At 65.3% G+C, this 12,498-nt stretch carries 13 protein-coding genes; 3 read left to right on the top strand and 10 right to left on the bottom strand.

The window, feature by feature from the left end; all coding sequences use genetic code 11:
• Positions 1-6 precede the first annotated feature (6 nt).
• From QQM37_RS07690 to QQM37_RS07670, 5 genes are read right to left on the bottom strand one after another with little or no spacing between them, the layout of a single operon-like run.
• Positions 7-813 carry a DeoR/GlpR family DNA-binding transcription regulator gene (locus QQM37_RS07690; RefSeq protein WP_285726216.1) on the bottom strand — a complete coding sequence of 269 codons (807 nt, stop codon included), beginning with the start codon at positions 811-813 and terminating at the stop codon, positions 7-9.
• Between the two features lie 2 nt (positions 814-815).
• Positions 816-1,652 (bottom strand): class II fructose-bisphosphate aldolase, encoded by an 837-nt coding sequence (locus QQM37_RS07685; RefSeq protein ID WP_285726214.1) that lies wholly within the window; start codon positions 1,650-1,652, stop codon positions 816-818.
• A 26-nt stretch (positions 1,653-1,678) separates the two neighbouring features.
• Complete coding sequence (locus QQM37_RS07680; RefSeq protein ID WP_285726212.1) at positions 1,679-2,620, bottom strand: 1-phosphofructokinase family hexose kinase; 942 nt, start codon at positions 2,618-2,620, stop codon at positions 1,679-1,681.
• On the bottom strand, positions 2,617-3,618 hold the full coding sequence (locus tag QQM37_RS07675) for an ROK family protein (RefSeq protein WP_285726210.1): 1,002 nt from the start codon (positions 3,616-3,618) through the stop codon (positions 2,617-2,619). Before QQM37_RS07675 ends, QQM37_RS07680 begins: the two co-directional genes overlap by 4 nt.
• A gap of 21 nt (positions 3,619-3,639) precedes the next feature.
• Positions 3,640-4,557, bottom strand: a complete 918-nt coding sequence (locus tag QQM37_RS07670) for an SIS domain-containing protein (protein ID WP_285726208.1) — start codon at positions 4,555-4,557, stop codon at positions 3,640-3,642.
• 164 nt (positions 4,558-4,721) lie between these two features.
• Between QQM37_RS07670 and QQM37_RS07665 the strand changes: the two genes are divergently transcribed.
• Together QQM37_RS07665 and QQM37_RS07660 are read left to right on the top strand one after the other, a co-directional pair.
• The gene (locus tag QQM37_RS07665; RefSeq protein WP_285726206.1) at positions 4,722-4,874 is read left to right on the top strand and encodes a hypothetical protein; all 153 of its coding nucleotides are present in this window, start codon (positions 4,722-4,724) and stop codon (positions 4,872-4,874) included.
• 2 nt (positions 4,875-4,876) lie between these two features.
• Positions 4,877-5,437 carry a hypothetical protein gene (locus tag QQM37_RS07660; RefSeq protein ID WP_285726204.1) on the top strand — a complete coding sequence of 187 codons (561 nt, stop codon included), beginning with the start codon at positions 4,877-4,879 and terminating at the stop codon, positions 5,435-5,437.
• Positions 5,438-5,439: 2 nt separating this feature from the next.
• Here the strand turns inward: QQM37_RS07660 and QQM37_RS07655 are convergent, their stop codons facing one another.
• Both QQM37_RS07655 and tdh read right to left on the bottom strand, forming a co-directional pair.
• Positions 5,440-6,657, bottom strand: a complete 1,218-nt coding sequence (locus tag QQM37_RS07655) for a glycine C-acetyltransferase (protein ID WP_285726202.1) — start codon at positions 6,655-6,657, stop codon at positions 5,440-5,442.
• Between the two features lie 47 nt (positions 6,658-6,704).
• Positions 6,705-7,751: an L-threonine 3-dehydrogenase gene (gene tdh / locus QQM37_RS07650; protein WP_285726200.1), complete on the bottom strand. Its 1,047-nt coding sequence runs from the start codon at positions 7,749-7,751 to the stop codon at positions 6,705-6,707.
• A 124-nt stretch (positions 7,752-7,875) separates the two neighbouring features.
• Between tdh and QQM37_RS07645 the strand changes: the two genes are divergently transcribed.
• Positions 7,876-8,829, top strand: coding sequence for a LysR family transcriptional regulator (locus QQM37_RS07645; protein WP_285726197.1), 954 nt, complete (start codon positions 7,876-7,878; stop codon positions 8,827-8,829).
• 13 nt (positions 8,830-8,842) lie between these two features.
• Here QQM37_RS07645 and QQM37_RS07640 read toward each other — a convergent pair whose 3' ends face one another.
• The 3 genes from QQM37_RS07640 to QQM37_RS07630 form a co-directional block, all read right to left on the bottom strand.
• The gene (locus QQM37_RS07640) at positions 8,843-9,844 is read right to left on the bottom strand and encodes a DMT family transporter (protein ID WP_285726195.1); all 1,002 of its coding nucleotides are present in this window, start codon (positions 9,842-9,844) and stop codon (positions 8,843-8,845) included.
• A 172-nt stretch (positions 9,845-10,016) separates the two neighbouring features.
• Positions 10,017-10,790, bottom strand: a complete 774-nt coding sequence (locus QQM37_RS07635; protein ID WP_285726193.1) for an SseB family protein — start codon at positions 10,788-10,790, stop codon at positions 10,017-10,019.
• Between the two features lie 207 nt (positions 10,791-10,997).
• Positions 10,998-12,437, bottom strand: coding sequence for a GntP family permease (locus tag QQM37_RS07630; protein ID WP_285726191.1), 1,440 nt, complete (start codon positions 12,435-12,437; stop codon positions 10,998-11,000).
• Positions 12,438-12,498: the final 61 nt, after the last annotated feature.

Below are 12,498 nucleotides of genomic sequence, written 5' to 3'. Positions count from 1 at the left end.
CACGGTTTACTCGGAAAGTTCCTCCGCGTCCGGAGCCACCGTCACCTTGATGCCGCGCTCCGCGAAGGCTGCGATCTGCTCCGGGGTGATCCCCTGATCGGTGATCAGGCGCTCAAAGTGGTAGCCCTCCATAGTGGCAAAGGCCCGCTGACCGATCTTGGAGGAGTCCGCCAGCATATACGCCTCGGTGGCCCGCCGCGCCATCAGCGAGTTCACGGTGGCCTCCCCCTCATCGGAGACTGTGGGACCAACCTCGGGGTCGATGCCGTTGACCCCGATGAACGCCAGATCGAGCGCCACCTTCTGCAGAATGATGTCCGTGTACGGGCCCACCAGCTCATAGGAGCGGGGATTGACGATGCCGCCACACACCATGATCTTGAAGTGCGGCCGCACGGCGAGCTGGGCGGCAATATTGATCGCGTTCGTCACCACGGTCAGCGTGGGCTTATTGGACGGCTCCGCCAGATCCTCGCGGGTGGAGAGCACCTGGGCCAGTGCGGTGGAGGTGGTCCCACCGCAGAGGCCGATCACCGCGCCGCGCGGAATGATGGCACTGGCAGCGAGAGCGATCCGGTGCTTCTGGGCGGCATGATCGTCACGGTTGTAACGTCCCGGCAGGTCGTAAGCCACCGAACTCGCCACGGCACCGCCACGGGTCCGGCTGAGCAGGCGCTCGGCAGCCAGGGAATCCAGGTCCCGCCGGGCGGTGGCCGGGGAGATCTTCAGATCGCGCACCAGATCGTCAACCTCCACCTGCCCGGTCTGAGCGAGCAGATCCATGATTGCCGTCAGGCGTTCGGTGCGGTTCATTCTTACCCCTTCGCAAAAAGCGTCAGCAGCCGGGCCACCTCGGGGACAAGTGCTGCCCGTCCTGCGCCCAGGTACTTTCGCGAATCTACCACGGTGGGGTTCTGCGCAAGATACTCGCGTACGGCGTTGGTAAAGAACCCGTTCAGATGCGTCGAGACGTTGATCTTGCGCATCCCCAGTTCAATGGCCCGGACAATCGAGGCATCGGATACGCCCGAAGAGCCGTGCAGCACCAGCGGAACGTCCAGGGCCTGCGCCAGTTCGGCGATCCGGTCAAAGTTCAGTTCCGCACTGCGTTCCTGCATGGCGTGCGAGGATCCCACCGCCACAGCGAGCGCATCCACCCCGGTAGCCGCCACAAAGTCCCGGGCCTCGACCGGATCGGTCAGCACACCGGGCGCATGGGCGCCGTCCTTACCGCCAACCTTGCCCAGTTCCGCCTCCACATAGACGCCACGCTCGTGGGCGTACTCGACGACGCGCGCCGTGGTGGCGACATTCTCCTCGTAGGGCAGGTGAGCGCCGTCGTACATCACGGAGCCGAAGCCGAGGTCGATGGCGGCCAGGGCCAGCTCCGCACTTTCCGCATGGTCCAGGTGCACCGCCAGCGGAACGGTGGCCGCCCGGGCTGTGGCAAGCGTTGCGTCGGCAATGGGCTCCAGCCCGCCGTGGTACTTCACGCAGTTCTCAGAGATCTGCAGGATCAGGGGAAGCCCGGCCGCCTCGGCACCGGAGACCAGGCCTTCGATCGTCTCCAGATGCAGCACATTGAAGGCGCCCTGGCCACGGCCGGCAGCGACGGCCTGGTCCATGAGCTCACGGGTGGGAGTCAAAGGCATAGCGATTCCTTCCTCAGATTCTGGTTTCAGTCGACCGAGCGGTGATGGCTGAGCTGAAGAGTGGACTCGAGCTCGGGCCAGCTCGGAGAGATCTCCCCCGCGCCCGGAGTCAGCACGGCGGCGGAGCCCCAGGCTGCGGCGCGGGCCAGAAGGGCCTCCGGGGCCACGTCCACCCCCTGACTCGCTGCCACAGCGAGGATCGAGGCGGCACCGGCAACGGCGGCATCGCCCGCTCCGGTGGGATTGCCCTGCAAGGGCTCGAGGAGCCGGGCGGACCAGTACCCCGGAACGCCCGCAGTGAACAACAACATGCCCTCTTCACCATTACTGACCAGCAGGCTGCGGGCACCGAGCCCCAGCAACACCCGGGCCCCGGCAGACACCTCACGTTCTCCGGTGGCCTCGGCAAGTTCGGCGCGGTTGGGCTTGAGCAGATCAGCCCCTGCGCTAGCTGCGGAGAGCAGAGCAGCACCAGAGGTATCCACGATCACCGGAATTCCGGCCGCCCGACCCAGCGCCACCACACCCGGGAAGAAGTCACCCGGCGCCTTCTGCGGCAGCGACCCCGAGGCCACCAGCACTGTTGCACCGAGGAGCTCCTCGGCCAGAGCGGAGGCCAGGGCACGCCACTCGGCAGCCTCCAACGGGGCACCGTATTCGTTGAAAATACTGGTCTGCCCGTCATGGTCATCCACCAGCGCGATGGTTCGCCGGGTGGGCGCCTGCACTGGGACCAGCCGGTGGTCGAGCCCGGCCAGCCCTTCGCTTAGCTCGCGGCCGGTATCGCCGCCAGCCGTGGCCAGGACTTTGGTCGGAACGCCCTGGCTGTGCAGCACCCGGGACACATTGATGCCCTTGCCACCGGCGCGGCTGAGCGGTGCGTCCACCCGGTGGGAGCTGCCCCGCACCAGCTCGGCCACACCATAGGTGAGGTCGATGGCGGGATTCGGCGTCAGCGTCAGGATCATGGCTGCGCTTCGAGCGCCTGCGCCTGGCGCTGAACGTGACTATGCTTCGAATGGCGCTGCTGGGCCTTCATCGCGGAACCGATCAGCCCGGCATCCTGCCCCAGGCTGGCCTTGACCACCTCAGGGCGCGGCTGGAAAGTGAGCAGCTCATCGATCCGTGCCCGCAAAGGCTCAAAAAGCGCCTCGCCGGCCTCGGCCAGACCGCCACCGATCACCACCCGGGTGGTGCCCATAAAGGCGACCGCCTGAGAGATGGAGAAGGCGATGGCGTCCACCGCATCCGCCCAGAGCACCCGGGCCTGGTCATCACCGGCCTGCATTGCGGCCAGCACTTCCCGCGCACCGCCGGTGAAATCGGTGTGCAGCGCGCGGTAGCGCCGGGTCAGACCGCCTGCCGAGCCGATGGCCTCCATGATGTGGCGCTCGCCATTGGCCAGTGGGACGAGCGCATGCCCAACCTCACCGGCAAAGCCCCCGCCCTGCAGCCGTCGGCCGTCCACATAGAGGGCGGCCGCCACTCCGGTGCCGATCACCAGGATCATCACATCGTGCGCATTCTGGGCCGCCCCCAGGGCCACTTCGGCATCGCCTGCGGTGCTCACATCATGGCCAAAGGCCACCGGAACACCCAGGCGCTGCTCCAGGACTGCCCGGAAGGGGAAGCCATGCCAGCCGAAGTTGGCGGCGTAGACACCCACGCCCTCGGTCTCGTCGACCAGCCCGGGTACCGTGACGCCGACGGCGTTCAGATTCACTTCGGGATGGGCGGCACGGTAGCGCCCGGTCAGCTCAGCCAGGAAGTCGACCAGCACCTCACCGGGCCGCTCGGCATCGAGCGCGGTGGGAAACCGCTGGATGTCGACAATATGCGGGATCTGCCCGGGCTGGGCAGCCAGCACAAGCCCGGCTTTGGTATCGGTACCACCCACGTCGAAGGCCAGAACAGCGGAATTCAGCTCGGTTTCGGGCATCGGCGATGGCACGGAGAAGGAGGACATAGCTAGAAGCCTAGAGGTTGATCAGGCGTCCAGAATGACTGAGCGGGTCAGGTTACGCGGCACGTCCGGGTTGAGCCCACGGGCACGGGCGCGTTCCAGGGCCAGCCGGTGAACCCGGGCCAGCTCAGCCAGCGGATGTACCGGTTCCGCAACAAAGTCAGCCCCGGTACGTTCCACCTCGGCGCGCATGCCCTCGGGTGCTTCGCCGAACATCCAGGTCACCCGGCCGGGTGCCGCAATAGAAATCGGTCCGTGACGGTATTCCATCGCAGGGTAGGACTCGGTCCAGCCCTGCACAGCTTCGCGCATCTTCAGGCCGGCCTCGTGAGCCAGGCCCACCGTCCAGCCGTGCCCCAGGAAGGTGAACTGTTCTGCATCGAGCAGTTCGGTGGGCACGGGCGCCTCCACAGCGCTGCGTGCATCCTGCACCGCGCCGGTCAGATCCACGCCGAGGTCGGTGAGCAGGTAGGCCAGGGCCGAGGTGGCGAACCGGGTCTGCACCACGGAGTGCTCATCGGCATACGGCAGGGCGATCACGGTATCGGCAAGCTCCACCGCCGGCGAGGAAGCGTCGCCCACGATCAGGATGGTCGGAACCTTACCCTTGAGGCGCTCCAGCACTTCCAGCACCTCAGTGGTGGTGCCTGAGCGGGTCAGCGTGATCACGGCATCGTAGCCGCGGTCCAGGAAGGACTCGGTGGCGGTGAAGGCATCCGACTCGCCCAGACCGGCAGCTTCGCGGGCGGTGGCGTAGCTCTGCGCCATGAACCAGGAGGTTCCGCAGCCGACGACGGCGATCCGGGCGCCGGGTGCCGGGAGCAGGCGTTCGGTGGGGCTGGGATTCTCCGCACGCGATTGGGCAATCGCCCGTTCCCAGACGTCCGGCTGGCTGCGCAGCTCTTCTTCCATGAAGGCTCCGGACACCACGTTTTCGCTCATATCACTCACTCCTGGTCGATGGATTTCCTGAGGTCCAATCTACCAGCAGATGACGGAATCTGACTTAAGATGACTAAATTCAGTGAGAAATAATCAGTTCAAATGAAGCTTTGATCATTCCTTCCACCGTTCCGAGAAATCCGAGAAAAATGTAAGGTGACTGGATGATTGGTTTCAACGGATTCATGACCATGCTCCCTGCGCTGTTGCTTGGCACCGTCGTGTCCATGGCACTGGCGTGGGTCGTCATCCGCTCGGCGGTGTTGTCCGCGCTGCGCAAGCACGCGGCGGAACAGCGTGCGGACACTGAAGGCTGACGTTGTTCCGCAGGCGTTTCGTCACCAACGCTGCACTGGGCGACTGGGCGCTGGCCGTCGTCACTAGATCTGGCATCGCCGGATGTGGCGTCGCAGGATCGCCGGTCACCGAATTAGCGCTCAACCAGACCACGGCGGCCACCTGGTCCAAGGCCATGGGGCTGGACCAGGAGCCCTGTCCGTACATCGGCCGCGTGCTGGATGCTCTGGCCCAAGCGGCATGCCGGGACCAGATGCTTGTGCCTCCGGAACCCGGGCTGGTCGGCATCGCTTATGCTCTTCGGGACACTGAGACAGAAAGTGAGACGGCCCTCGGCTGGGGGTTCAGACCCGATGCGAATCCTGACAGGCCGATGATCGCCACCCGCGCTCTGAGGTTCGACCAGCTGGCCGGTTCACCCGAGGCCATCGGCGCAGGCGCAGTGGTCGCGGTGGTGCGGAACGCCGCACGAACGCTGAACTGGCGGCGACCCGGCGCGCAGACCGTAGTGCAGTACACGAGCCGCAGCACGCCCGTGCCACCCACCGCGTGGACCCGTCCCGCAGCGATCGGCGGGAACTGAACTTACCCCTGAACCGCCCGGCGACTGTCGGCAAAGGCCTGGACGCAGCGCTCAATCTCCTCCGCCGAATGGGCAGCCGAGAGCTGAACCCTGATCCGTGCGGCGCCACGTGGAACCACCGGGAAGCTGAAGGCGGTCACATAAACGCCGCGGCTGAGCATCTCTTCCGCCACTCTGGCCGCCAGCACGGCATTGCCAAACATGACCGGCACAATCGCATGCTCGCCATCGAGCAGCTCAAAACCCTCCTCCGTCATCCTGCGTCGGAACAGCTCCGCATTGGCAAAGAGCCGGGTACGCAGATCCACACTGTCCTTGACCAGATCCAGCGCCGCCAGGGTTGCCGCTGCGATGGAAGGTGCCACCGAGTTGGAGAACAGGTAGGGGCGTGCCTTCTGGCGCAGCATGGCAACAATTTCCGCACGCCCGGAGACATAGCCACCGGAGGCGCCGCCCAGCGCCTTGCCGAAGGTCCCTGTGTACAGGTCCACCCGGTCGGAGACCCCTGCGTGTTCCGGAGTGCCGGCCCCGGTGGCACCCATGAAGCCCACGGCATGGGAATCGTCCACCATGACCAGCGCACCGTACTGATCCGCCAGATCACAGATCGCCGCCAGCGGTGCCAGGTAGCCGTCCATCGAGAAGACGCCGTCCGTGACGATGACCGTCCGGCGCGCGCCCTGCCCTTCGCCGCCCTGGGTCTGAGCTTCCTGCAACCTGGTCTCGAGCTCGGCCATATCCCGGTTGGCATAGCGGTACCGGCTGGCCTTGGACAGCCGGATGCCGTCGATGATCGAGGCATGGTTGAGTGCATCGGAGATGATCGCGTCCTCGGGCCCGAAAAGTGCCTCGAACACGCCCCCGTTGGCATCAAAGCAGGAGGAGAACAGAATGGTGTCCTCGGTGCCCAGGAAGGCCGAGAGTCGCCGCTCCAGCTCCAGGTGCAGATCCTGCGTGCCGCAGATGAAGCGCACACTGGCCATGCCGAAGCCGCGCTCATCGAGCGCTTCTTTGGCGGCGGCGATCAGCGCGGGGTGATCTGCCAGGCCCAGATAGTTATTGGCACAGAAGTTCAGCACCGAGGCGGAGGCGCCATCACCCTGGGCGGTGGTGATCTGGGCGTTCTGTGCCGAGGTGATGGTGCGCTCGGCCTTGAACAGGCCGGAATCGCGCAGCTCGGTGAGTTCTGAGGCCAACTGTTCTTTGAGGGTGGTGTACATCGGGAAATCCTTCGCTGCTGTGCTGAGTCGGGTGGGTGTCTGGCCGGTCAGAGACTCGTCCAGTCGAGGACGATCTTGCCGCCCGTCCCGGAGCGTGCGGCAGCGAATCCTTCCTCCCACCGCTGCGCCGGGACCACCTCGGTGATGATCGAGGTCAGGGCCGCGCGCAAAGCGGGGCTGGAGGAGAACATGGCGCTCATGGCGTACCAGGTTTCAAACATCTCGCGCCCGTAAATCCCTTTGAGCGTCAGCATATGGGTGACGACCTTGGCCCAGTCAATATCGATGGAGGCCGCGGGCAGTCCCAACATGGCGATCCGCCCACCGTGGTTCATATTGTCGATCATCTCCGGCAGAGCCCGCGGGTTCCCGGACATCTCCAGGCCGACGTCAAAGCCTTCGCGCAGGCCCAACTCCCGTTGCGCATCCTGTACCCGGGTGGTGGAGACGTCGATGGCGGCATCGACGCCCAGCGAACGCGCCAGCTCCAGCCGCGAGGGTGAAACGTCGGTGATGGCGATTTTGCGCGCCCCGGCATGGCGGGCGACGGCGATGGCCATCAGCCCGATCGGCCCGGCACCGGTGATCAGCACGTCCTCGCCGAGCACCGGGAAGGCCAGCGCGGTGTGGGTAGCGTTCCCGAAGGGGTCAAAAATGGCGCCCAGCTCCGGGGTGACCTGCGGGTCGTGATGGACCCATACATTGGACTCCGGGATCACCACGTATTCGGCAAAGGCACCCGGGCGCTGCACCCCGACGCCAAGGGTGCGGATGCACATCTGGCGACGGCCCGCGCGGCAGTTGCGGCACAGCCCGCAGACGATATGGCCTTCACCCGAGACCCGGTCCCCCACCGCGACATCGCGGACGGAGCCGCCGACCTCCACCACTTCGCCATAGAATTCGTGGCCAGCGATCAGCGGGGTGCTGATGGTCGACTGCGCCCAGCTGTCCCAGCCGTGAATATGCAGGTCGGTGCCGCAGATTCCGGTGGACATGACGCGGATCTTGACCTCGGCATCGCCGACCGAGGGCTCGGGGACCTCCGCCCAGTCAAAACCGACGCCTGGCTGGGCTTTGAGTAACGCTTTCATCGGGAGACCTCTTTCGCAGGCTGCTGCGGTGATGCTGGCAGCAGCTCCATTACACGCCCAAATTCCTTGTAGCACCATCTCAAATACTTGAATGCTTCTTTTAGTTTTGCTTTATGGTTGTGCCATGGAAGTGCATCAGCTTGAGCTCCTTCGCGAACTGGGCGAACTCGGCAGCGTGACGGCCGTGGCGAACCGCCTGTTCGTCACCCCCTCCGCCGTCTCACAGCAGTTGGCTCAGTTGCAGCGCGGGGTCGGGATTCCACTGACCCGCAAGGAAGGACGCGCCCTGGTGCTCACCGATGCCGGAAGAGTCCTCGCCGAGGCAGGTGGCCGGGTGGTCCAGGCGATGGCGGAGGCCCGGGTTGCGGTGAAAACGCACCTGGACGATCCCTTGGGAGTGGTGAGCGTCTGTGCCTTCCACAGCGCGGGTCAGGCACTGTTCGGACCACTGGCAGCCGCGCTCCACACTGGCGATGGCCCTGGCCTGCGGATGGCCGACGAGGACGTGGCGGAGGCCGATTTTGCCCCGCTCACCGGTCAGTACGATCTGGTGCTGGCGCACCGGATGTCCCACAGCAGCCACTGGGCCGCAGCTTCTCCGACCACTGCCTCACTGGTGGCCACGACGCTGCTGGAGGAGCCTTTCGACATCGCCGTCCATGCCGGGGATCCGCTCGCTGCCCGCACCTCACTCACGCCCCAGGAGGTGGCCTCCCGCAGTTGGGTCCGTGCCCATCAGGGCTTCTCGCCATCGGACATCCTGGACGCCGTAGCCGTGGTAGCGGGCCAGCCCGTGGACGTCGCCCACCGGGTCAACGACTACGCGACGGTGGCCGCGCTGGTGGCGGCCGGTGGCGTCATCGGCCTCATGCCCCGCTATCTGCGCGCCGCCACGCTGCCCGACGGCGTGGTGCTGCGGCCACTGCGTGGAGTCAAGGCAACCCGACGGATCGATGTACTCAGCCGGCCGGAAAATCTGGCCCGACGCTCGGTGCGGACGGTGATCGAGACCCTGCACAGCGTGACCGGTACGCTGATGGCATCCCACGATCTGGCGGCCCAGGAGGCGGCTTCCTGATCCGCGAGGTACCTCAGTCCGCCAGTTTGCGGGTTCCCTGGCGGATAACCGCAGCGACCCCTGCCAGACACGCCAGCATTCCGATCAGCTCGATGGCGTTGGGCCAGGTTTTCCAGCCCAGCAGCACCTCAGAAATGCGGATCACAAAGGGTGTGGCCAACCCCAGCGTGGCGGTGAATACCGCACCACGGTCATGGATCAGTCGGTGTTGGATGATGTAGACCGGAACGTAGATCACCACGCCGAGTACGAAGAACCAGAGCCAGTCGAGGGCAGACAGGGTGAGGTATTCGCCCAGCGATCCGGTCGCGGCGGTGAGGATGAGGAGCACAATGGCGCCGAATCCGAAAATGCCCAGCAGCAGGTCGGTGGGCCGATGACCCCGGGAAATCCGGGCGTAATGCTGGCCGTACAGCGCGATCGAGGACACCGCGACGACGGCGGCCGCCACACCCCAGAGGTAGCCTGCACCGCCAGCCGCCCCGCCCGGCACAGGGTCACCGAAGGAGCCCAAAACGTAGACCGCCGCACCCAGCACGGCCAGAAGGACCGCCGCAGCGGCAAACCAGCTGGAGCGTTCGCGGAAGAACAGCACGCCAAAGACCAGGGTGAAGGCCGGGGAAAGCGTGATGACCAGATTCGTCACCGAGGTGCCCACCAGCGACATAGCGGCCAGCGAGAACCAGGCGTAGATGGCGACGCCCAGCAGACCGGAGATCAACAGGGCCCAGGGCCGCCGGACCACCTCCTGCACCGAGCGCCTCAGCGCCCCACGGCTGCGGCCCGCAATCAGCAGCAGACCCAGGCAGGTGAACAGCGTCCGCCCGGTGGCCACCACCTGAGGACTGTGATGATCGATCAGCAGACCGGAGAAGATCCAGGTTCCGGCAAAGAGCAGGGTCATCAGGACCGAGAGGCCGATCACCGCACCGCGGCTCAGCGGTTGCTCCTTGGCCTCTGACACATCGGGAATCGAGGCATCCAGCCTGGAATCGGGGGGCATCTGGCGGCTCACGGTGACTCCTTGGCTGAAGGAAGGCGTAGGGGGAGCGCCGACCCGCACTGTGGTCCGGGCTACGCCGTGGTCCGGGCTACGAGGGCGAAAACTGCCTCACCAGCCCAGAACAGTCTAGTCAGGCCAACCAGACTAGACAGGCCAGTCAGAACGGTCCACGCGGGATGGTGGCCTACCTGCTGATGACCTCCGCGAGAATCGGGGCGGGAATCGTCACCGCGGGGCCAGCCGGATTGATCACCAGTCCGGACTGGTGATCCTCCAGCAGGGCGCGGACCACGTTGTCCAGGCCGGTCCGTTGGGCGCCCGAACCGGGGCTCCAGGCCCAGATCTCGGCTGGCGAGGTTCCTGCGACCGCAAAGCGTGCCCCGTCCGGTCCGGACACGCCAGGAACGACGATGCCGGTCTCGGATCCGGCGGCATCCCGCTGGACATCAAACGGGATGAACAATGGACCCTCGCGCAGCGCGTCCAGGTATTCGCTGAAGGGAAGCGAGCGGGTGACCGTCGCTTCCGCGAGGCGTCCCAGGCTGTCAGGCTTGCCGTCGGAGCCCTGGACAATTTCCCCGGCGTAGGCGATGAACGCGCCTGCCGAACGCCCATCGATGACAATGCCCTCAAAGTCCTGAGCAGCCTGGGCCAGGACCGCACCCGCCGGTTGCACCAGGGACGTCCCGGGACGGCCACGGTAGCGCGCCAACTCGTCATTGTCGGTGAAGGCCAGCAGTAGGTTCTTTCCTGCATTATCGGGCTGCGCGGCGATCGACAGAGTGTCGCCGGGCTGGAACCCGAGCTGAGGGTTCGCGATCCTGGAATCGGTGATGTCCAGCAGTAGCTGCCCTTGCATCGCCCAGCGCAGCACCTCCGAGAAGGTCTGGTGGTCCTTGCGCTGAGCCCACCGGGTGAGAGCTCCCTGCACCTGCGTGTTCACTACGTTCTCCGCCATTCCCCGAGCCTATCCTGAGGCGTGGATTGCGCGAACCGGAGGTGGCTGACCCTCAGGATCCGGTTCAGTCAGAGTCCGGTTGAGTGTGCACCGTTGCAGGGTGATTTTTCTCTACACCCTGCAACGATGCACACTGAACCTCGCGCTCGATGCCGTGTAAGCCCGCAAGGGCCCGGCAGCGCGCCCGCGGTTTTCAGAGCGCGCCTCTCAGAGAATCAGGGACAGCAGCAGGACCATGCCGAGGCCGAACACGCTGACCAAGGTCTGTACCACCGTGTGCAGCCGAGTCGCCTGCCCCATCGACATCCCGAAGGATTCCTTGACCAGCCAGAAACCCGCGTGGTTGACGTAATTGAGGCCAATGGAACCCGCACCGATAGCCACCACCAGTAGCGCCACCAGCCAGGGATCGGCTCCTGGCGGAACGATCTGAGACACGATGCCGGTCGCGGAGACGATCCCGACGGTCGCCGATCCCGTAGCGGTGGAAAGGATCAGGGACAGCAGCCAGCCCAGGAACAGGACATTCATCTGCCAGTGCTGGGCCGCAGTTCCAATGGCGTTGCCGATGCCGGAATCGATGAGCACCTGATTGAAGGCACCACCCGCTCCGATGATCATCAGAATGCCCACCACAGGCTTGAGGCTTTCGCCGACGGCCTGGCGGACCTGTTCACCGGACCGGTTCCTGGCGAGCACCAGGAGAGCCAGTGCTACAGCACAGAGCATCGCGATGACAGGATTGCCCAGCAGTTTGAGGGCGCCGAGCACTGGGTCTTTGGCGTTCAGAGTGACCTGCCCAATGGACAGCGCCAGCATGAGCACAATCGGCAGCAGGATGCACACGAGCGCCCAGACGATCGAGATTCTGCGCGGCTTTTCAGGCAGCGCACCAGAGAGCGCGGTGGAGCCCCCTGAGACAGCGACGCCGGCGCCTGATCCGACCGCCGCGGAGCTGGTGGCGTGAGTGAACTGGGCAATCAATGCGGGATCCGGCTCCACTGCCATACGCCGGGAGAGCCAGCGCGCGAAGACCGGGCCGGACAGAATGACCGTGGGAACCGCGCAGATGAAGCCGACGATGATCGTCTTGCCGAGGTCAGCATGCAGACCGCTCACAGCAGTGAGCGGGCCGGGATGCGGCGGGACCATGCCGTGCAGGGTGGCCAGCGCGGCAATGGCGGGAGTCACCACGAGCACATAGGGTTTGGCGCTCGGATCCAGTTTCCGGATCCGCTCCGCCACACCGAAGATGAATGGCAGCAGAATGATCAGGCCCACCTCAAAGAACATCGGAATGCCGATCACAAAGGCGGCGAGCGTCATCATCCACGGGTAGGACTTCATGCTTCCCCTGGAGACAATCAGCTCCGCGATCCGGTCTGTTGCACCGGAATCAGAGAGGAGCCGTCCGAGCATCGCCCCCAGAGCCAGAGTGATACCGACGTTTCCCAGCACGCCACCGGCGCCCTTGAGAATCGAGGCGGCAATGCCATCACCGCTCTGACCCGCAACGAGCCCGGTCAGCACGGAGACGATCAGCAGCGCGATCAAGGGGTGCATTCTCAGTCGACTGTTAATCAGCCCGACCAGCAGCACCACCGATGCCACGAGGACAACAATCAGAAACCAGGCGTGAGCATCCATTGGTCACCATTTCCGGATCAGGGCGGAACGTCGGAAACGTTCCGGAATCGTTTCCGGTAGC

It is taken from the genome of Psychromicrobium xiongbiense (assembly GCF_030271165.1).
In the GTDB taxonomy this organism is placed as follows: Bacteria; Actinomycetota; Actinomycetes; order Actinomycetales; family Micrococcaceae; genus Renibacterium; species Renibacterium xiongbiense.
This window is presented reverse-complemented; position numbering and strand designations above follow the sequence as displayed.